The organism is Streptomyces sp. NPDC001828 (assembly GCF_042892175.1).
Taxonomy (GTDB): domain Bacteria; phylum Actinomycetota; class Actinomycetes; order Streptomycetales; family Streptomycetaceae; genus Streptomyces.
The window spans coordinates 41,304-60,097 of record NZ_JBIATV010000010.1 but is presented as its reverse complement, the minus strand read 5'-3'; the positions used below and the strand labels follow the sequence as shown (position 1 = coordinate 60,097).

The following is an 18,794-nucleotide window of genomic DNA, read 5'->3' as shown; positions in this document are numbered from 1 at the left end:
GTGATCACCGCCACCGGCATCGAGCTGCGCGTCGGCGCCCGAGTCCTCATCGAGTCCGCATCCTTCCGCGTCGCCAAGGGCGACCGCATCGGCCTCGTCGGCCGCAACGGAGCGGGCAAGACCACCCTCACGAAGTGCCTGGCCGGCGAGGGCATCCCGGCCGCCGGCACCATCACGCGCTCGGGCGAGGTCGGCTATCTGCCGCAGGACCCGCGCACCGGCGACCTCGACGTGCTCGCCCGCGACCGTGTCCTGTCCGCCCGCGGCCTCGACGACGTGCTGCGCAAGATGCGTGAGAACGAGGAGCGCATGGCGAACGGCAAGGGCGCCACGCGCGAGAAGGCGATGAAGAAGTACGAGCGCCTGGAGACCGAGTTCCTCACCAAGGGCGGATACGCCGCCGAGGCCGAGGCCGCCACCATCGCCGCCGCCCTCGGCCTGCCCGACCGGGTGCTCGGCCAGCCGCTGCACACCCTCTCCGGCGGTCAGCGCCGCCGCATCGAGCTCGCCCGCATCCTCTTCTCGGACGCCGACACGCTGCTCCTCGACGAGCCGACCAACCACCTCGACGCCGACTCCATCGTGTGGCTGCGGGACTACCTCAAGACGTACCGCGGCGGCTTCATCGTGATCTCCCACGACGTCGACCTCGTCGAGACGGTCGTCAACAAGGTCTTCTACCTGGACGCCAACCGCTCCCAGATCGACGTCTACAACATGGGCTGGAAGCTCTACCAGCAGCAGCGCGAGGCGGACGAGAAGCGCCGCAAGCGCGAGCGCCAGAACGCCGAGAAGAAGGCCGCGGCCCTCAACTCGCAGGCCGACAAGATGCGCGCGAAGGCCACCAAGACCGTCGCCGCGCAGAACATGGCCAAGCGCGCCGAGCGCCTGCTCTCCGGCCTGGAGGCGGTCCGCGTCTCCGACAAGGTCGCCAAGCTGCGCTTCCCCGACCCCGCGCCCTGCGGCAAGACGCCGCTGACCGCCGAGGGCCTGTCGAAGTCGTACGGCTCCCTCGAGATCTTCACCGATGTCGACCTGGCCATCGACAAGGGCTCGCGCGTCGTCATCCTCGGCCTCAACGGCGCCGGCAAGACGACCCTGCTCCGGCTGCTCGCCGGGGCCGAGAAGCCGGACACCGGCGAGGTCACCCCGGGGCACGGTCTGAAGATGGGCTACTACGCGCAGGAGCACGAGACGCTCGACCCGGAGCGCACCGTCCTGGAGAACATGCGCTCCTCCGCGCCCGACCTCGACCTCGTCGAGGTGCGCAAGACGCTCGGCTCGTTCCTCTTCTCCGGCGACGACGTCGACAAGCCCGCCGGGGTCCTGTCCGGCGGCGAGAAGACGCGTCTCGCGCTCGCCACGCTCGTCGTCTCCTCCGCCAACGTGCTGCTGCTCGACGAGCCCACCAACAACCTCGACCCCGCGAGCCGCGAGGAGATCCTCGGCGCGCTGCGTACGTACAAGGGCGCGGTCGTCCTGGTCACCCACGACGAGGGCGCCGTCGAGGCGCTCCAGCCGGAGCGGATCATCCTGCTGCCGGACGGCGTCGAGGACCTGTGGGGCCCGGACTACGCGGACCTGGTCGCCCTCGCCTGACCGGCCGCGCGAGCGGGCGCCGGGGTGCGGACGGTGCATGATCCATCCGCTGATCCACTGCCTATGGATCATTCGGCTTACGCGTGATCCTCAATCTGAGTGAGTGCGTCTCGTACCCCGGTGTGTCGGGCGCGGGATCAAGGTCCGTCCCCTTCGGGGCGGGCCTTTTTCCATGTGTGACCCGGAACACAGCGCTGACCTGGCGCTTCGTCTCGACTTTCGGGTCGGGATATGTCCGCGCCCAGCCGGAATGAGATATTCCGCCCCGCCCGCGCGCGGCCGGCGACCCCAAGCTTGTTGTACGGACCTTGCCGAATGGGTGGCCAGGAAGCCCGGGAGGGGTGATCATGAGAAGTCCAGAGCGCACTTCCCATGAGGAGGCACGGGTGGCCGAGACTCTGAAGAAGGGCAGCCGGGTTACCGGCGCCGCGCGCGACAAGCTCGCGGCAGACCTGAAGAAGAAGTACGACTCCGGTGCGAGCATCCGGGCGCTGGCCGAGGAAACCGGCCGGTCCTACGGATTCGTACACCGGATGCTCAGCGAGTCCGGGGTCACTCTCCGTGGACGCGGCGGAGCGACACGGGGCAAGAAGGCCGCCTCGGCCTGACCGAGACGTTCCGGACAGTTCCTGTGGCCCCCCGGGTCCGGTGGTGGCCACCCGGTCGGCCGTGCGGTCGACCGGGTGGTTACTGTGCAGTCACTTAGCGATCGCCGCGGCGATCGCACGATGACGGCCACTGACCCGGAGGCGCCCCATGGCTACGCCCGTATCCGTACATGAGGTATTCGACAAGGACGGCGTACGGCTCTCCGTCGACGACGCGGTCGCCACGGTGACCCTGACCAATCCGGCCAAGCGCAACGCCCAGTCTCCCGCTCTGTGGCGGGCGTTGGCGGCGGCCGGACGGTCAATCCCGGGCAGCGTTCGCGTCGTTGTGCTGCGCGGCGAGGGCAAGTCCTTCTCCGCCGGCCTCGACCGCCAGGCCTTCACTCCCGAAGGCTTCGACGGCGAGCCCTCCTTCCTCGACCTCGCGCGCGGCTCCGACGAGGAGCTCGACGCGGTCATCGCCGAGTACCAGGAGGCGTTCACCTGGTGGCGCCGCAACGACATCGTGTCGATCGCGGCGGTCCAGGGCCACGCGATCGGTGCCGGCTTCCAGCTCGCCCTCGCCTGCGACCTCCGGGTCGTCGCGCAGGACGTGCAGTTCGCCATGCGCGAGACCAGCCTCGGACTCGTCCCCGACCTCACGGGTACGCACCCGTTGGTCGGGCTCGTCGGATACGCCCGCGCGCTCGAGATCTGCGCGACCGGACGGTTCGTGGGAGCCGACGAGGCCGAGCGCGTCGGCCTGGCCAACCTTGCCGTGCCCGCCGAAGAACTCGACTCCGCGGTAAGGGACTTGGCGGGTGCGCTCCTTGCCGCGCCGCGCGACGCCGTGGTCGAGACGAAGGCCCTGCTGCGGGGTGCGGCCGGGCGGGACTACGAGGACCAGCGGCGCGCCGAGCGCGCCGCGCAGGCCCGACGCCTGCGCGACCTGGCCGGCCTTTCCGACTGAGCCCCGCCCGGGCCCGTACCGCCCCCGCTTCGCGGAGAGGGCCCGTCGGGCGGTCCTAGGAGGGGCCTGCGGGGCCCGCCCACGTGACGAGCACTCCCACCGAGTCCGCCTCCGGCACCGCCCGGGCCACCGCCGCGCGCACCGCGCGGGCCACCTCCAGGGGGTGGCCCGCCGTGGCCAGCTCCAGGCGGACGTGGCCGTCCGCCTCGTGCACCGGCGCGCCCAGCTCCGACGCCAGATGGCGCACGCCCGGCGTGGCGAGCGCGGCTGCCGCGGCCGCCGTCGCGGGCGGCTCGGCTGGGCCGACCGGGGGACCGCCGGACGGGGGATCCGGAAGGGCGTCGAGCAGGTCCGCCACCTGGAGGTCGACGTCCGAGACGTCCAGGCCGAGCCGTTCGTCCGCCGTCGTGAACAGCACCTCCCGCAGGGCCGCCGTCAGCTCCGGCAGCGGCAGCCCGCCGAGCGCCGCGAGCCTGGCGGACACCCGCAGGGGGACCGGCGCCAAGGCGCTCGGCGGGGGCGGAACCAGCGGCTCCGCCCAGGCGTCCGGGTCCGCGGGGCCGATCCTGAGAGACGTCGCCGCGAGGCCCGGCAGGGTGGCCGCCGCGGCCCCGAGGACCGCGACCGCGGCCCGTTCGGTGATCCACGCTCCGTCTTCGGGACCGCCCAGAGCGAGCAGTCGACCCAGCCCCAGCCGTCGGCGTACCGCGGCACTCCATGCGTCACCCGTCATGCCCCCAGCCTGCCGCATCCCGGGCGCGAGTCGGGGCAAGCGCACTTAATGTGGGCACTGGAGTCCAAGGGCGAAGGGACGAACGGTCATGAGCGACACCAGCGCACAGCGCAACCGGCCCGGTGCACCCGGGAACGAGTCGGCGGGCGAATCCGCCGAGCAGGCCAAGAAGATGTCCATCACCAAGCGGGGCGGCGCGGACGCGGGCGGCCGCGGCCGCACCACGATCGCCGACGGCGTCGTCGAGAAGATCGCGGGCCTCGCGGCGCGTGACGTCATCGGCGTCCACGCCATGGGCAGCGGCCTGTCCCGTACCTTCGGCGCGGTCAGAGACCGGGTGCCCGGCGGCAAGCCGGCCGTCTCGCGCGGGGTGAAGGCCGAGGTGGGCGAGGTGCAGACCGCGCTCGACCTCGAAATCGTCGTCGAGTACGGCGTGTCCATCGCCGAAGTCGCCCGTGACGTACGCGAGAACGTCATCTCGGCGGTGGAGCGGATGACCGGGCTCGAAGTCGTCGAGGTCAACATCGCGGTGAGTGACGTGAAGCTGCCCGACGAGGAGGACGAGGAGCCGGAGTCCAGGCTTCAGTAGCCGCCCGGTTCCGACCGGCTGAACCCGCCGCACTCCGCCGCTCTCCGCCGGTCTCCAACGGTACTGATCCGGCGTGGATCGCGACGTACGCGGACGGACACAGCTGGCGCGATGGACGCGACGGACGCGACTGGCACAGCTCACACGACGGGCACGGATGGCACGGATGCCGACCGGCATCGATCTCGACCGGAACTGATCTCTACTCATCGGACCGAGGAGTTCGGCATGAGCATGGCGGTGGTTGGCTTGATGGCCGGCATGGCACTCGGCTTCGCCGGATACTTCGGTGGCTTCGGGGCCTTCCTGCTGGTCGCGGCACTCGGCGCGATCGGCTTCGTGGTCGGCCGCTTCGTGGACGGCGACCTCGACCCGGGCGACTTCTTCCGCCCCCGTGACCGCGGCGACCGGCGGCGCTGACCCATGGCGGTGGCCGAACGGATCGAGCCCGAACGGATCGAGCCCGCCCAGCGCGGATCCACCCGGATCGCCGACCGGGTCGTCGCGAAGATCGCCGCGCAGGCGGCCAGAGAAGCCCTCGACCGGGTCCCCGAAGGCGGCGCCCCGCCCCGCGCCACCGTCACCGTCCACCAGGACTCCGCACGCGTACGGGTCAGCCTCGAACTCGGCTACCCCGGCGACCTCGGCGGCCAGTGCCGCGCGGTGCGTCGCCAAGTCGCCGAGCGGGTAAGGGCGTTGGCGGGGATGGAGGTGCCCGAGGTGGCGGTGCAGATCGAGCGTCTGCACGACGAGGGCGCGGCGGACCGGGGGAGGATCCGATGAGCCGGCCGAACGAAGGCGAACACGGCACCCAGCGACTGCCCGTGATCGAGCAGGGCCACGACGCGGCCGCCGACCCCGGGCTCGACCAGTCCGCGTCGGCCGCCGACTACGACTCCGTGCCGGTCCTCGCGGAGGGCGAGGGCCAGAGGGCGGGCCGCTTCTGGTCGGTGCGCCGGGTGCCCGCCGGGCTCTGCGCGCTCCTGGTCCTGGCCGCCTCCGGCCTCTTCCTCTACGACGTCGCCGCCGTGCGCGCCCACCGTTCCGCGATGCGCTGGCGGTCCGGGCTCGCCGACTGGCTCGCGGAGCACCCCGTCGACGACGTGGCGGTGCTCGCGGGCGCGGGCCTCGTGGCGCTGCTCGGCATCTGGCTGATCGCGCTCGCGCTCACCCCCGGCCTGCGCAGCGTCCTGCCGATGCGGCGCCGCTCGCCGGCCGTGCGCGCCGGGCTCGACCGGGCCGCGGCGGCGCTCGTGCTGCGCGACCGGGCGATGGAGGTGTCCGGCATCCAGTCGGCGCGGGTCCGCATGGGGCGGGGCCGCGTCGTGGTGCGCGCCCAGTCGCACTTCCGTGAACTCGACGACGTACGGGCCGACTTGGACGCGGCGCTGGGTGCGGGCATCCGGGAACTGGGCCTTTCCGGCCGGCCCGGGCTCGCGGTCCACGTGAGCCGCCCGGTACGGAAGGGCTGAGCCATGCTGAGGACGGTCAACCGGGTGGTGCTCGCCCTCGTGGGCCTCGTGCTGCTCGTCGTGGGCGGCGCGGTGCTGGCCGTCGGGCTCGGCCTCGGCGTGCCGTCCTGGTGGCCCTGGGGCACCAAGCACGACGTGCTCCTGAGCCGGTCCCGCCGCCTCCACTGGCACGACCAGGGCTGGTGGTGGCCGGTCGTCATCGCCGTCCTGGCCCTTGTCGTGCTGCTCGCCCTGTGGTGGCTGCTCTCCCAGCTGCGCCGGGCGCGGCTCGCGGAGATTCTGGTGGACTCCGGGGACGGGGAGGGGGCGTTGCTCCGGGGGCGGGCGTTGGAGTCCGTGCTCGCGGGTGAGGCGGAGGGGGTGGACGGGGTGGCTCGTGCGCAGGTCGCCCTGACCGGGCGCCGTTCCGCGCCCGCTGCCCGGGTCGCCCTCCTGCTCGAGCCGCATGCGCAGCCCGCGGTCGCGCTCGACCGCCTGGAGTCCGAGGCGTTGGCGCATGCGCGCGACTCGGCGGGGCTTGGTGAGCTTCCTGCGGAAGTACGCCTCCGCGCGGTCAAGCACCGGGCGCGTCGCGTGACGTGACCCCGGGGGTCCTCCCCACCCCGCCCCTCCCCGAGACCCTCCGGGGGTTGAAGAGACCCTGGGGGCTCCGCCCCCAGACCCCCGTTCGCGCCTTAAGGGCGCTCGTCCTCAAACGCCGGACGGGCTGAGGATGCCCCGGTGCGGGCCAGCACCGAGGCATTTAGGGGCGCGGGGAACTGCGCGACCAGCCACGCACGGTCCGCAGCCGAAAAGGGGGTCAGGGGCGCGGGGAACTGCGCGAACGATCCCAACGGGCCGCATGCGTAAGGGCGTTGAAGCACAAGGGCGTTGGGGTGCGGGGAACCGCGAAGGTTCCCCGCGTCAGCACACCGTCAGCCCGCGCTGGGACCGTAGGCCCAACCCCCGGTCACGAGCGAAGGAGCCCCTGGCTCGCATGTGGTCCCGACACCTGACAACCGCCCTCACCCTGGCCGCCGCCACCGCGCTCACGGCCCCCACCGCCTCCGCCGCCCCGGCAACAGACGCCGCCCCCACCGCACCGCAGGTGGCCCCCGCACGAGCCGCAACCCAAAAGACCGCCGCACTTGGAACCTGCACCCTCACCCCCACCCCTCTCCCCCTCCCCACCGGCACCACCGACGGAGTCGTCAACGCCGGTGACAGCGGTGGCGGTTACGCGGGGGTGGCGACCGGGGGCGGTGGGGGGCACGCCGTGCGGTGGAGCGGGGGGAAGGTGGCCGACTACGGGGACCTTCCGGGGCTGACGGACAGTCTGACCGTCTCCGGGGTCAACCGGGACGGGACCGTCGTGGGGTACACCGACGACGCCCAGAACAAGGTGCACCCCTTCCGCTCGCGCGGCGGGAAGCTGGAGGCCCTCGCCGTACCGGCGTTCTCCGGGGCGGGGCCCATGAACGCCTTCCCCTCCGCCGTCAACGACGCGGGCGACATCGTCGGCTGGGCCTACGCCGACCGGGACAACGCCCCCATGGTCGCCGTCATGTGGCCCGCCGCCGCCCCCGGCACCGTCGTGAAGGTGACCGGCGGGCTGCCCACCACCGGACAGACCGAGGCGGCCGGGATCGACCAGGACGGCACCGTACTGGTCAACTCCTATCCGGCCGACGACCCCGTCACCGGCAACGGCGTCTACCTCTGGCGAGCCGGCAGCGCCCGGAAGCTCGCCGTGCCGCCGGGGGAGACCTCCGTCAAGGGGTACGCCCTCTCGAACGGCCGGGTCGCGGGGGAGGCCGGCACCCACGGCGTCCTGTGGGACCAGAACGGCACGGTCGTGCGGCCCGACAAGGGCGCGCTGCTCTACGCGGTCAACCGCACGGGCCGGATCGTCGGCTACCAGCCCTCGCCCTTCGGCTCCCAGGTGCTCGGCGTCTGGCAGCTCGGCACGCAGAGCGCGGTCGCCACGCTCACCGGCACGGACAAGACCGTCCACGTCAGCGCGGACGACGGCACCCTGGCCGGGAGCGTGTGGAGCTCCGGCACGCACCGGACGACTCCGACGACCTGGCGGTGCGGCTGAGAGCCGCCCGCCCCCGGACCCAGGGAGCGGGGCGCCACCCCCCTCGCCCCGCTCCCTGACTTACCGTCAGAAACCGTGCCGCGCGCCGCCGTCCACCGGCAGCATGACGCCCGTCAGGTACGAGGCCGCCGGCGAGAGCAGGAACGCGGCGGCGCTGCCGAACTCCTCCGGCGTGCCGTAGCGGCGCAGCGGGATGCGGGCCTCGTTGGCCGCGCGGGTCGCCTCCGCGTCGCCGGACAGCTCGTCGAGCTGGCGCACCCGGTCCGTGTCGATGCGGGACGGCAGCAGCCCCACCACGCGGATGCCGCGCGGCCCGAGCTCGTCGGCCAGCGACTTGGCGAAGCCGGCCAGGCCCGGGCGCAGGCCGTTGGAGATGGTGAGGCCCGGGATCGGCTCGTGGACGGAGCCGGACAGGACGAAGCCGATGACCCCGCCCTCCTCCAGCTCGGCGGCCGCAGCGCGGGCGAGGCGTACCGCGCCGAGGAACACCGACTCGAAGGCCGACTGCCACTGCTCGTCGGTGTTGTCCGCGACGAAGCCCGGCGCCGGGCCGCCCACACTGATCAGCACGCCGTCGAAGCGCCCGAAGCGCTCGCGGGCCGCGGCGATCAGCCGGGCCGCCGCCTCCGGGTCGGCGTTGTCGGAGGTCACCGGGAGCGCCCCGGGGCCGAGTTCGGCGGCGGCGGCGTCCAGCGTCTTCTCGTCGCGGCCGGTGATGACGGCCTTCGCGCCGTCCGCGACGAGCGCGCGGGCGGACGCGAGGCCGAGGCCCCGCGAGGCCCCGGTGACGACGTACACACGGTCCTTCAGTCCAAGATCCATGCTGTCTATCCTGCCTCTTCCCCACAGCCCGGCTCCAGTGCGCAGGCGGTGGCGACCAGACCGATGTGGCTGAAGGCCTGCGGGAAGTTGCCGAGCTGGCGGTCGGCCGTCGGGTCGTACTCCTCGGCGAGCAGGCCCACGTCGTTGCGGAGCGTCAGGAGCCGCTCGAAGAGTTCCCGCGCCTCCTTCACCCGGCCGGTCAGGCGCAGCGCGTCCGCCATCCAGAACGAGCACACCAGGAAGGTGCCCTCGGCCCCGGGCAGCCCGTCCACCGTCGTGGCGTCGGTGGTGTAGCGGCGTACGAAGCCGCTGCCGCCGAGCTCGGCGTGGATCGCGTCGACCGTCCCGACCACCCGGGGGTCGTCCGCCGGCAGGAAGCCGACGCGGGGGATGAGCAGGGTCGCCGCGTCCAGTTCGTCGGAGCCGTACGCCTGGGTGAAGGTGTTGCGGACCGGGTCGAAGCCCTTCTCGCACACCTCCTTGTGCACCTCGTCGCGCATCTTGCGCCAGCGCCCGGCGTCCCCGCGCAGCTCCGGGTCCGCCTCCAGGGTGCGCACCGCGCGGTCGGCGGCCACCCAGGCCATCACCTTGGAGTGCACGAAGTGCCGGCGCGGGCCGCGCACCTCCCACAGTCCCTCGTCGGGCTCGCGCCAGCGCGCCTCCAGGAAGTCGAGCAGGCTGAGCTGGAGGTTCCAGGCGTGCGTCTCGCTCTCGAGGCCGGCCTCGCGCGCCAGATACAGCGAGTCGATGACCTCCCCGTACACGTCGAGCTGGAGCTGGTCCACGGCCGCGTTGCCGATGCGTACCGGCGCCGACTCCAAGTGGCCCTTCAGCCAAGGCAGTTCGACCTCGGGCAGGCGGCGCTCGCCGGACAGCCCGTACATGATCTGGAGGTCCGCCGGGTCGCCGGCGACGGCCCGCAGCAGCCAGTTCCGCCAGTGCGCGGCCTCCTCCAGATAGCCGGCCGAGAGCAGCGCTTCGAGGGTGAGGGTGGAGTCGCGCAGCCAGCAGTAGCGGTAGTCCCAGTTGCGGATGCCGCCGAGTTCCTCCGGCAGCGAGGTGGTGGGGGCCGCCACGATGCCGCCGGTGGGGGCGAAGGTGAGCGCCTTGAGCGTGATCAGGGAGCGGATCACGGCGTCCCGGTAGGGCCCCTGGTACTGGCAGCGCGCCGCCCACTGCCGCCAGTCGGCGAGCGACTGTTCCAGGGCCTCGTGCGGGTCGATGAGGTCGGGGCGCGGTTCGTGCGAGGGGTGCCAGGTGAGGACGAAGGCGACCTTCTCCCCCTCGTGGACCGTGAAGGAGGAGCGGGTGCTCATGTCCTGGCCCCACGTCTTGACCTCGGGCTCGCTGCGCAGCCACACCGAGTCGGGGCCCGCGATCGCCACCCGGTGCCCGTCCGAGCGCCGCATCCAGGGCACCACATGGCCGTAGTCGAAGCGCAGCCTGAGGACCGAGCTCATCTCGACGGTGCCGCTGACGCCCTCCACGATGCGCGTGACGTCCGGGGCCTTGTCGCGCTGCGGCATGAAGTCGATGACCTTCACCGTGCCGGTGCCGGTCTCCCAGTAGGTCTCCAGGACGAGCGAATCATCCAGATAGGCGCGCCGGTCGCACCGCCCCGAGTGGCCTGCCTCGGCCGGGGCGATCCGCCAGTGGCCGTTGTTCTCGTCCCCGAGCAGCGCCGCGAAGCAGGCGGCGGAGTCGAAGCGGGGCAGGCAGAGCCAGTCGATGGAACCGTCGAGGCCGACCAGGGCGGCGGTCTGCAGATCGCCGATGAGGGCGTAGTCCTCGATGCGCTGAGTACGTTGGGTCACGCCAAGGCGTGTTCCCGGCCAGGCAAATTGCTAAGCAGCCGGAGATCACCGAGCGGCGGTCGCGGCCTCGGGCACCGCCGTGGGCTCGGCCGCCGCGGCTTCGCGGTCCTGCTTCTCACGCCGTACGAGGATGAACCAGCCGACCGGCACCGCGGCCGAGAACAGCCACCACTGGACGGCGTACGCCATGTGCGGGCCGATCGAGCTGTCGTCGGGGGCCGGGATCAGTTCGGGGGAGTCGCCGGGCGACTCGGGCGCGGTCTGCTCGATGTATCCGCCGAGCACCGTACGGCCGAGAGCCTTGGCCTGCTCGGCGCTGCTGATCAGCATGACCTGGCGGGGCGGCAGCCCCTTGACGTCCTTGATGCCGCTGGCCGCGGTCGTCTGGTCGGCCATCAGACGGCCGGTCACGGTGACCTTGCCGGCGGGCGGGGCGGGGATCTTCGGGAAGTCCGTCTGGTTGCCGTTGTCGGCGATCCAGCCCCGGTTGATCATCACGGTGGGGCCGCCGCCGGTGAGGACGAACGGGGTGAGCACGTGGTATCCGACCCGGCCGTCGGCCGCGGTCCTGCGCCGCACGACGACCTCGTGCGCGGTGTCGTAGGTGCCGGTCGCGGTGACCTGGCGCCAGTAGTCCGAACGCGGGACGGTGTGGCCCGGCGAGGTGAGGTCGGTCACCGGTACGGGCTTGGCCTTCAGGTTGTCGGCGATCAGCGAGTTCTGGGCGACCTTGTGCTCGTGCCGGTGCAGCTGCCAGAAACCCAGCTCGATCATCGTGGGGATGAGAGCGAGGGCCAGAAGGGTGACGAGCACCCACTGCCGGGACAACAGGAAGCGGTACACCCCATGACCGTACAACTCGGGTCACGGGGTGCGCCGGGTGGGGTGGCGGGAAACCGGGAGGGGGGGGAGGGGGTCAGACCTTGTCGACGATGCCCGCCTTTCCCTCCGCGCGGGCGCAGTGCGCTCCGCAGAACCACGAGCCCTCGACCTCGACCCCCTGGCCGATGATCTGGACCCGGCAGTGTTCACAGATGGGCGCCATGCGGTGGATGGCGCACGAGAAGCAGTCGAAGACGTGCACCGCGCCCTGCGCGTGCACCTCGAAGGACATCCCGTAGTCGTTTCCGCAGACCTCGCAACGTGCCATGCGCCACAGGGTGAGGTCTGTCCGGCGTACGCGGTGGGCGCCGCGCCCGGCACTCACCCGTCTGCCGGTGTCACGTCCCGCAGCAGCTGGGTGAAGGCGGCCTCGTCGACGACCGGGGTGCCGAACGACTTCGCCTTGACGGTCTTGGAGGTGGCCGAATCCGGGTCGTTGGTGACGAGCAGACTGGTGAGCCGCGAGACGCTGGTCGCCACGTGCAGACCCGCCTCGACGGCCCGGTCCTCCAGGAGCTCGCGGTCGACGGAGGTGTCCCCGGAGAACGCCACCCGCATGCCCTGCTTCAGCGGCCGGTCCGGCGCGTAGCGCCCGGGGTTGGGGTGCGGGCAGGCGGGGCGCTTGCGCGAGGCCCGCCACGTCCCCGAGCCGCCTCGGTAGGAGGCCTGGTAGCCGATGCGGGGGGTGACGGGGGAGTCCGTCCACTCGGTGAGCGGCCGGCATTCGAGCAGCGGGAGGCGCACCCCGCCGGCCGCGGCCGCGTGCAGGCTCGGCCGGAACGCCTCGGCCAGCACCCGCGCGTCGTCGAGCGCGTGGTGCGCGCGCTGCTGCACGACGCCGTAGTGCGCGGCGAGCGACTCCAGTTTGTGGTTGGGCAGCGGCAGCGCCAGTTCCTTCGAAAGGGCGATGGTGCACAGCCGTTGCCGGACCGGCGCGGTGCGCTCGGCCCGGGCGTACTCGCGCGCGATCATCTGCCAGTCGAAGATCGCGTTGTGCGCGACCAGGACCCGCCCGTCGAGCCGCGCCGCGAACTCCTCGGCGATCTCCGGGAAGAGCGGGGCCCCTTCGAGCACGTCACTGCTCAGGCCGTGGATCCACACCGGACCGGGGTCGCGCTCCGGATTGACCAGCGTGTACCAGTGGTCCTCGACGTTGCCCTGCGCGTCGAGCCGGTAGACGGCAGCCGAGATTATCCGGTCGTCGCGGGCGAGTCCGGTGGTCTCCACGTCGACGACCGCGTACCCCTGCGGGTAGGCGGCCGGCCACGTCGCTGCTGTCGTCAGGTCGTCGAGCATGGTCACAGAGAATACGGGGCCGGACTGACAGCGCGGGCCCGGGCCGTGCCCCCGGTCCCGGGGCCCCGCGGGGTTGCGGCCGCTTTCGGCCTCTCAACTGGGCGTCCCGGCAGGCGATGTGCGCCCGCGCACGGCCGCGCGGGAGCCCCTCACGCGGGCGCCCGAGTGAGGAATGAGCCACATCGTCCGGCCGCCGCGAACGTCCCGCGCCCACGCTCCCGGGTCACGCTTCCGGGTCTCCGAGCAGCCCGGCCACGAGCGCCCGTACCGAGTCGGTGAACAGCCGGTCCTGATCCACCGCCCCCGCCAGCGCCCGCGCGAGCGCCGGGTCCTGTTCGGCCGTCGCGGGGTGCCAGAGGTCCTCCTCGGCGGGACGCTGGACGGGGGCGCGTTCCCGGTTCCGTTCGATCAGGACGTGGCCGACCACCTGGAACTGGATCGCCCGCACCGCCAGTGCCGCGCGGGCGCCGCGCAGGCCCGCCGCGTGCACTTCGTGGACCAGGGCCTGCTGGGCGGGCAGGAACATCCGGTCGGTCAGCCCGCGTTCGTGCACCATCGCGATCAGGTGCGGGCGCGCGCGCAGCTCGCGGCGCAGCGCACGGGCCACCGAAAGCACGCGCGCGGCCGGGGTGCGTCCGCGCGGCCGGATCTCGCCCAGCTCCTCGACGGTCCGCTCGACGAGCGCGTCCAGGAGCGACTCGCGGTTGCCGACGTGCCAGTAGATCGAGGTGACGGCGGTGCCGAGCTCGGCGGCGAGCTTGCGCATGGTGAGGGCGCCCGGGCCGTGCTGTCTGACCAGGGAGGCGGCCGCGGCCAGCACCTCCTCGCGGGTGAGTGACGTACGCGTCATATCTGATGCTCCATCAATTCACGTAAGTGCACGGCTCTTTACCCTTCATCGCGCTCGGTGTAACTGTGTTACAGACCCCCGGAAGAGAACAGCCTGCGAAGGGTGGTACGACATGGCACGCGTACGGTACGGGGCGCGCACCGAGGCCGAGATCCAGGCCGCGCGCACCGCGAGCGCCAAGCTCCCCGACATCTGGTCGACCGGCGTCGTGGCGGTCTGGGAGAGCGATCCCGACGCGGTCGCGGCCGTGCTCCCGCCGCCGCTCAAGCCCGCCGAACGCCCGCTGGTACGGGCCAACATCAGCAAGGTCGACCTGCCCGGCTATCCGCTCGGCGCGGGCTCGGTCGCGGTCGCCGCCGTGCACGACGGACAGGAGGGCTGGTATCCGCTGGTCATGCCGATGACCCACGAGCGGGCCCTGATCGGCGGACGCGAGGTGTTCGGCGAGCCCAAGAAGCTCGGCGAGGTGGACGTCGAGCGCGACGGCCTGGTCGTCCGCGCCTCGCTCGCCCGGCACGGCATCGCGTTCGTCGAGGTGCGGGGCGCCGTCGAGGGGCCGCTGCCGCTGCCCGAGCCGACCCGGAAGACCGACTTCTACTTCAAGTTCCTGCCGGCCGTCGACGGCGAGGGCTTCGACGCCGACCCCGTCCTCGTCCACTGCGTACGCAACGAGAAGGTGCGCAAGCTGGAGAAGATCACCGGCGACGTGGTGCTGCGCGAGTCGATGTACGACCCCGTCGCCGATCTGCCGGTGCGCCGCGTCGTCGAGATCACCATCGGCGAGAAGACCACCGACCAGAAGGGCACGGTGGCCGAACGGGTCAGCGCCCAGGCCCTGTTGCCCTACATCCACCAGCGCTACGACGACCCCCAGCAGATCCTCGACGGGCCGCCCGAGGGGAGCGTCTGACCATGGAGCTCGGGCAGGGACAGGTCGCCGTCGTCACCGGCGCGGCGAGCGGGATCGGGCTCGCCATGGCCCGGCGGTTCGCCGCCGAGGGCCTCAGGGTCGTCCTCGCCGACGTCGAGGAGGGCGCCCTGGAGAAGGCGGCCGGGGAGCTGCGCGAGGACGGGGCGCAGGTGCTGGCCCGCACCGTCGACGTCAGCGAGCGGGACTCGGTGCTCGCCCTCGCGGACGCCGCGTACGAGCGCTTCGGGGCGGTGCACGTGCTGTGCAACAACGCCGGGGTCGGCTCCGGCGCGGAAGGCCGCATGTGGGAGCACGAGGTCAACGACTGGAAGTGGGCCTTCGCCGTCAACGTGTGGGGCGTCTTCCACGGCATCCAGGCCTTCGTGCCCCGCATGATCGCGGGCGGCGAGCCCGGCCGGATCGTCAACACCTCCTCCGGCGACGGCGGCATCGCCCCGCTGCCGACCGCCTCCGTGTACGCCGTCACCAAGTCGGCCGTCGTCACCATGACCGAGTCCCTGTACGCGCACCTGAAGGCGGAGGGCGCCCCGATCGGTGCGTCGGTGCTCTTCCCCGGGCCGCACATGCTGCGCACCGGGCTGTGGGAGTCGCACCGCAACCGGCCCGAGCGCTTCGCCAAGGAGCGCCCGCGCAAGACCCCCTACCGCAGCCTCGACCAGTGGGAGTCGGCCATGAAGGCGGCCGGCCACGAGATCGAGTTCACCCCGGTCGAGGCCGTGGCGGCCGAGGTCGTCGACGGGATCCGCGCCGACCGGTTCTGGATGCTGCCGGCGAGCGAGCACAGCGACCGGCAGATCAGAGCCCGTTCGCAGTCGATGCTCGACCGGGCGAACCCGGCGTACCTGGAAAGCTTCATCCTGGACTGACGAGGGACGTGCGATGACAGCGCAGAACGAGACGACAGCGCAGAACGAGACCACAGCGCAGAACGACCCGTACCTGATCATCTCCTCCGACTGCCACGCCGGGCTCCCCACCGAGGAGTACCGGCCCTATCTGGACGCCCGCTTCCACCGGGAGTTCGACGAGTTCCTCGCGGGGCGCGACCGCCGCCGCGAGGAGATGACCCGGCTCGGCGTACGCAACGAGGCCTTCGCCGACCGCTGGTTCACCGACAACGAGCAAGGTCTGCGCGGGGGTTGGGACGCGGTGCAGCGCCTCAAGGAACTCGACGGGGACGGGGTCGCCGCCGAGGTCGTCTTCCCCGACGCGGACGCCGTCGACAGCCGCACCGCCGCCCCCTTCGGCGTGGGCCTCGGCCTCTCCGGCGACCAGGACCCCGACCTCGGCATGGCGGGCGCGCAGGCGCACAACCGCTGGCTCGCCGAGTTCGTCGGCCAGAACCCCGAACGGCACTGCGGGGTGGCCCTGTTGCCCGTCACGGGCGAGGTCGACCGGGTCGTCGCCGAGATCCACCGGGCCAAGGAGTCCGGGCTCGGCGCGCTGATGATCCCCTCGATGTGGGTGGACCGGGCCCCGTACCACGACCGCCGCTACGACCCGGTCTGGGCGGCGGCCGCCGAGGCCGGCATGCCGCTCGTGACCCACTCGGGCGCGGCGCCGCGCCACGAGTACGGCGAGCACCTGGGCATCTACGTGTCCGAGGTGACGTGGTGGCCCGCCCGCCCGCTGTGGTTCCTGCTGTGGTCGGGCGTCTTCGAGCGGCACCCGGGGCTCAAGTTCGGTGTGGCCGAGTCGGGTTGCTGGTGGCTGCCGAACCTGCTGTGGTTCATGGACCGCCTCTACCTCGGTGCCCACGGCGGCAAGAAGCTCTCGCCCTTCGCCGAGCTGAAGCGGCCGCCGAGCGAGTACCTCGACCGGCAGATCTTCATCTGCGCCACCAACACCAAGCGCCGCGAGCTGGCCCAGCGCTACGAGATCGGCGTCGACAACATCCTGTGGGGCTCCGACTTCCCGCACCCGGAGGGCACCTGGCCGCACACGCGCGAGTGGCTGAGGAACACCTTCCACGACATCCCGGTGGGCGAGACGCGGCGGATGCTCGGCCTGGCCGCGGCCGAGGTCTTCGGCTTCGACACCGCGAAGCTGGCGCCGATCGCCCGCCGGATCGGGCCGACCCCCGCCGAACTGGGCCAGCCCGACGACCAGTTGGCCGTCGAGGCGTCCTGGGCGCGCTCGCGCGAGGTGGGCCGCCACTGGCTGACCGAACACGACTTCCCCGTCCTGGGGGTGGACCGGTGACCGGGCGCTACACCGTCATCTCGGCGGACTGCCACGCCGGAGCCGACCTCCTGGACTACCGGCCCTACCTGGAGGCCAAGCACCACGACGCCTTCGACGCGTGGGCGGCCACGTACGTCAATCCGTACGAGGACCTGATGGCCGACACCGCCGACCGCAACTGGAACTCGGCCCGCCGGGTGGCCGACCTCGAAGCGGACGGCATCGTCGCGGAGGTCGTCTTCCCCAACACGATCCCGCCGTTCTTCCCGAGCGCCTCGCTCATGGCGCCCGCGCCCACCCGCGAGGAGTTCGAGCAGCGCTGGGCGGGCCTGCGCGCCCACAACCGCTGGCTCGCGGACTTCTGCGCCGAGGCCCCGGGGCGCCGGGCGGGCGTCGCCCAGATCCTCCTCAACGACGTCGAGGAGGCGGTACGCGAGATCCGCCGGGTCAAGGAGGCCGGCCTGACCGGCGGCATCCTGCTGCCGGGCGCCCCGCCGGGCTCGGGGGTCCCCGAGCTCTACTCCGAGGTGTACGACCCGATCTGGGCGGTCTGTGCGGAACTCGACGTACCGGTCAACCACCACGGCGGGTCCGCGTCCCCGCCGCTGGGGGAGGAGCCGGCGGCGCGGGCGGTGTTCATGGTGGAGACCACGTGGTTCTCGCACCGGGCGCTGTGGCACCTCATCTTCGGCGGTGCCTTCAACCGCCACCCGTCCCTCAAGCTCGTCCTCACCGAACAGGGCTCCGGCTGGATCCCCGGTGTCCTGGACATGCTGGACTACTACCACGGGCGCCTGGTCGCGGCCGCCACGAAGGCGTCCACGGCGGAGTCCAAGTTCGGGGCGGGCCTCGCACGGTCCATGGGCAAGGGCCCCTCCCGGGTCTGGCGGGAGAACTGCTTCGTGGGCGCGAGCTTCATGCGCCCGCACGAGGTGCCGCTGCGGGACCGGATCGGCCTCGACAAGATCATGTGGGGCAGCGACTACCCGCACGACGAGGGCACCACGCCCTTCTCCCGGGAGGGCCTGCGGATCGCCTACGCGGGCCTGCCGAGCGAGGAGGTCGCGGCGATGGTCGGCGGCAACGCGGCCCGCGTCTACGGCTTCGACCTGTCGCTCCTCGACCGGGTCGCCGCCCGGGTCGGCCCCACGGTGGCGGAGATCGCCGAGCCGCTGAAGGAGATCCCGGCCGAGGCCTCAAGCCCGGCGTTCGCGCTGGGTGGGTCGGTGCGCGTGTGGTGAGGGGCAGGGTGAGACCCTGCCCCGCATGAGTCCAACCGACCAGCACGACGAGGCGCACAACGGGGCCCTCGGCTCGCGGCTCAACTGGCTGCGGGCCGCGGTCCTCGGCGCCAACGACGGCATCGTCTCGACCGCCGGTCTCGTCGTCGGCGTGGCCGGGGCGACGGACGACCGCTCGGCCCTCCTGACGGCGGGCCTGGCCGGACTGCTCGCCGGTTCCATGTCCATGGCGGCCGGCGAGTACGTCTCCGTCTCCACCCAGCGCGACTCCGAGAAGGCCGCGCTCGCGCTGGAGCGCCGCGAGCTGAAGGAGTCGCCCGAGGCCGAACTCGCCGAGCTGACGGGCCTGTTGGCCGAGCGGGGCCTCAGCGAGGAGGTGGCCCGCGAGGCGGCGCTCCAGCTCACCGAACGCGACGCGCTGCGCGCGCACGCCAGTGTCGAGCTGGGCATCGACCCCGACGAACTCACCAACCCCTGGCACGCGGCCTGGGCCAGCTTCCTCGCCTTCACGGCGGGCGCGCTGCTCCCCCTCCTCGCCATCGTGCTCCCACCGGCTTCGGTACGCCTCTACGTGACGGTCGGCTCGGTCCTGGCCGCGCTCACCCTCACGGGCTGGGGAAGCGCCCGCCTCGGCTCCGCGCCGGCGGGCCGCGCGATCTGGCGGAACGTGGGCGGGGGTGCGGTGGCGATGGGGGTCACCTATGGGGTGGGGGTGCTGCTGGGGGCGGTGGGGGTGTAGGGGGC

At 72.5% G+C, this 18,794-nt stretch carries 21 protein-coding genes; 14 read left to right on the top strand and 7 right to left on the bottom strand.

What is annotated here, in order from left to right:
- The 3 genes from ACFYZA_RS26015 (at nt 1) to ACFYZA_RS26005 (ending at nt 3,156) form a co-directional block, all read left to right on the top strand.
- The gene (locus ACFYZA_RS26015; RefSeq protein WP_388493017.1) at nt 1–1,599 is read left to right on the top strand and encodes an ABC-F family ATP-binding cassette domain-containing protein; all 1,599 of its coding nucleotides are present in this window, start codon (nt 1–3) and stop codon (nt 1,597–1,599) included.
- A 386-nt stretch (nt 1,600–1,985) separates the two neighbouring features.
- Nucleotides 1,986–2,207: a helix-turn-helix domain-containing protein gene (locus ACFYZA_RS26010; protein WP_006123601.1), complete on the top strand. Its 222-nt coding sequence runs from the start codon at nt 1,986–1,988 to the stop codon at nt 2,205–2,207.
- 148 nt (nt 2,208–2,355) lie between these two features.
- On the top strand, nt 2,356–3,156 hold the full coding sequence (locus tag ACFYZA_RS26005) for an enoyl-CoA hydratase/isomerase family protein (protein ID WP_382592922.1): 801 nt from the start codon (nt 2,356–2,358) through the stop codon (nt 3,154–3,156).
- A gap of 55 nt (nt 3,157–3,211) precedes the next feature.
- Here ACFYZA_RS26005 and ACFYZA_RS26000 read toward each other — a convergent pair whose 3' ends face one another.
- A complete protein-coding gene (locus tag ACFYZA_RS26000) occupies nt 3,212–3,889 on the bottom strand; it encodes a hypothetical protein (RefSeq protein ID WP_388493015.1) in 678 nt (225 codons plus the stop codon).
- 88 nt (nt 3,890–3,977) lie between these two features.
- On the opposite strand from ACFYZA_RS26000, the gene ACFYZA_RS25995 reads away from it, so the two are divergent.
- The 6 genes from ACFYZA_RS25995 (at nt 3,978) to ACFYZA_RS25970 (ending at nt 8,030) form a co-directional block, all read left to right on the top strand.
- Nucleotides 3,978–4,478 carry an Asp23/Gls24 family envelope stress response protein gene (locus ACFYZA_RS25995; RefSeq protein WP_382592928.1) on the top strand — a complete coding sequence of 167 codons (501 nt, stop codon included), beginning with the start codon at nt 3,978–3,980 and terminating at the stop codon, nt 4,476–4,478.
- 228 nt (nt 4,479–4,706) lie between these two features.
- Complete coding sequence (locus ACFYZA_RS25990; RefSeq protein WP_382592931.1) at nt 4,707–4,898, top strand: hypothetical protein; 192 nt, start codon at nt 4,707–4,709, stop codon at nt 4,896–4,898.
- Between the two features lie 3 nt (nt 4,899–4,901).
- On the top strand, nt 4,902–5,261 hold the full coding sequence (locus ACFYZA_RS25985) for an iron-sulfur cluster assembly protein (RefSeq protein WP_382592934.1): 360 nt from the start codon (nt 4,902–4,904) through the stop codon (nt 5,259–5,261).
- Nucleotides 5,258–5,950 carry a DUF6286 domain-containing protein gene (locus tag ACFYZA_RS25980; protein WP_388493012.1) on the top strand — a complete coding sequence of 231 codons (693 nt, stop codon included), beginning with the start codon at nt 5,258–5,260 and terminating at the stop codon, nt 5,948–5,950. Before ACFYZA_RS25985 ends, ACFYZA_RS25980 begins: the two co-directional genes overlap by 4 nt.
- Before the next feature lie 3 nt (nt 5,951–5,953).
- Nucleotides 5,954–6,532, top strand: coding sequence for an alkaline shock response membrane anchor protein AmaP (gene amaP, locus ACFYZA_RS25975; RefSeq protein ID WP_382592940.1), 579 nt, complete (start codon nt 5,954–5,956; stop codon nt 6,530–6,532).
- 394 nt (nt 6,533–6,926) lie between these two features.
- Nucleotides 6,927–8,030 (top strand): hypothetical protein, encoded by a 1,104-nt coding sequence (locus ACFYZA_RS25970; protein ID WP_388493010.1) that lies wholly within the window; start codon nt 6,927–6,929, stop codon nt 8,028–8,030.
- A gap of 66 nt (nt 8,031–8,096) precedes the next feature.
- On the opposite strand, the gene ACFYZA_RS25965 is transcribed toward ACFYZA_RS25970, so the two are convergent.
- From ACFYZA_RS25965 to ACFYZA_RS25940, 6 genes are all read right to left on the bottom strand, one after another.
- On the bottom strand, nt 8,097–8,852 hold the full coding sequence (locus ACFYZA_RS25965) for an SDR family oxidoreductase (RefSeq protein ID WP_382592945.1): 756 nt from the start codon (nt 8,850–8,852) through the stop codon (nt 8,097–8,099).
- A gap of 5 nt (nt 8,853–8,857) precedes the next feature.
- Complete coding sequence (locus ACFYZA_RS25960) at nt 8,858–10,666, bottom strand: glycoside hydrolase family 15 protein (RefSeq protein ID WP_388493008.1); 1,809 nt, start codon at nt 10,664–10,666, stop codon at nt 8,858–8,860.
- 45 nt (nt 10,667–10,711) lie between these two features.
- A complete protein-coding gene (locus ACFYZA_RS25955; RefSeq protein ID WP_388493007.1) occupies nt 10,712–11,509 on the bottom strand; it encodes an SURF1 family protein in 798 nt (265 codons plus the stop codon).
- Nucleotides 11,510–11,582: 73 nt separating this feature from the next.
- Nucleotides 11,583–11,816, bottom strand: a complete 234-nt coding sequence (locus ACFYZA_RS25950; RefSeq protein WP_100574681.1) for a hypothetical protein — start codon at nt 11,814–11,816, stop codon at nt 11,583–11,585.
- 53 nt (nt 11,817–11,869) lie between these two features.
- Nucleotides 11,870–12,850, bottom strand: a complete 981-nt coding sequence (locus ACFYZA_RS25945) for a DEDDh family exonuclease (protein ID WP_388493005.1) — start codon at nt 12,848–12,850, stop codon at nt 11,870–11,872.
- Between the two features lie 217 nt (nt 12,851–13,067).
- Nucleotides 13,068–13,694 (bottom strand): TetR/AcrR family transcriptional regulator, encoded by a 627-nt coding sequence (locus ACFYZA_RS25940; RefSeq protein WP_382592957.1) that lies wholly within the window; start codon nt 13,692–13,694, stop codon nt 13,068–13,070.
- A gap of 112 nt (nt 13,695–13,806) precedes the next feature.
- Here ACFYZA_RS25940 and ACFYZA_RS25935 point away from each other — a divergent pair, with 112 nt between their 5' ends.
- Genes ACFYZA_RS25935 through ACFYZA_RS25915 form a run of 5 tightly spaced genes read left to right on the top strand, consistent with a single transcriptional unit; the run spans nt 13,807 to nt 18,789 of the window.
- Complete coding sequence (locus ACFYZA_RS25935; protein WP_382592960.1) at nt 13,807–14,604, top strand: acetoacetate decarboxylase family protein; 798 nt, start codon at nt 13,807–13,809, stop codon at nt 14,602–14,604.
- A gap of 2 nt (nt 14,605–14,606) precedes the next feature.
- On the top strand, nt 14,607–15,491 hold the full coding sequence (locus tag ACFYZA_RS25930; protein WP_382592963.1) for an SDR family NAD(P)-dependent oxidoreductase: 885 nt from the start codon (nt 14,607–14,609) through the stop codon (nt 15,489–15,491).
- Nucleotides 15,492–15,504: 13 nt separating this feature from the next.
- Nucleotides 15,505–16,827 (top strand): amidohydrolase family protein, encoded by a 1,323-nt coding sequence (locus tag ACFYZA_RS25925; RefSeq protein WP_388493003.1) that lies wholly within the window; start codon nt 15,505–15,507, stop codon nt 16,825–16,827.
- Nucleotides 16,824–18,050, top strand: a complete 1,227-nt coding sequence (locus ACFYZA_RS25920) for an amidohydrolase family protein (protein ID WP_388493002.1) — start codon at nt 16,824–16,826, stop codon at nt 18,048–18,050. Before ACFYZA_RS25925 ends, ACFYZA_RS25920 begins: the two co-directional genes overlap by 4 nt.
- A gap of 25 nt (nt 18,051–18,075) precedes the next feature.
- A complete protein-coding gene (locus ACFYZA_RS25915; protein ID WP_382592972.1) occupies nt 18,076–18,789 on the top strand; it encodes a VIT family protein in 714 nt (237 codons plus the stop codon).
- Nucleotides 18,790–18,794: the final 5 nt, after the last annotated feature.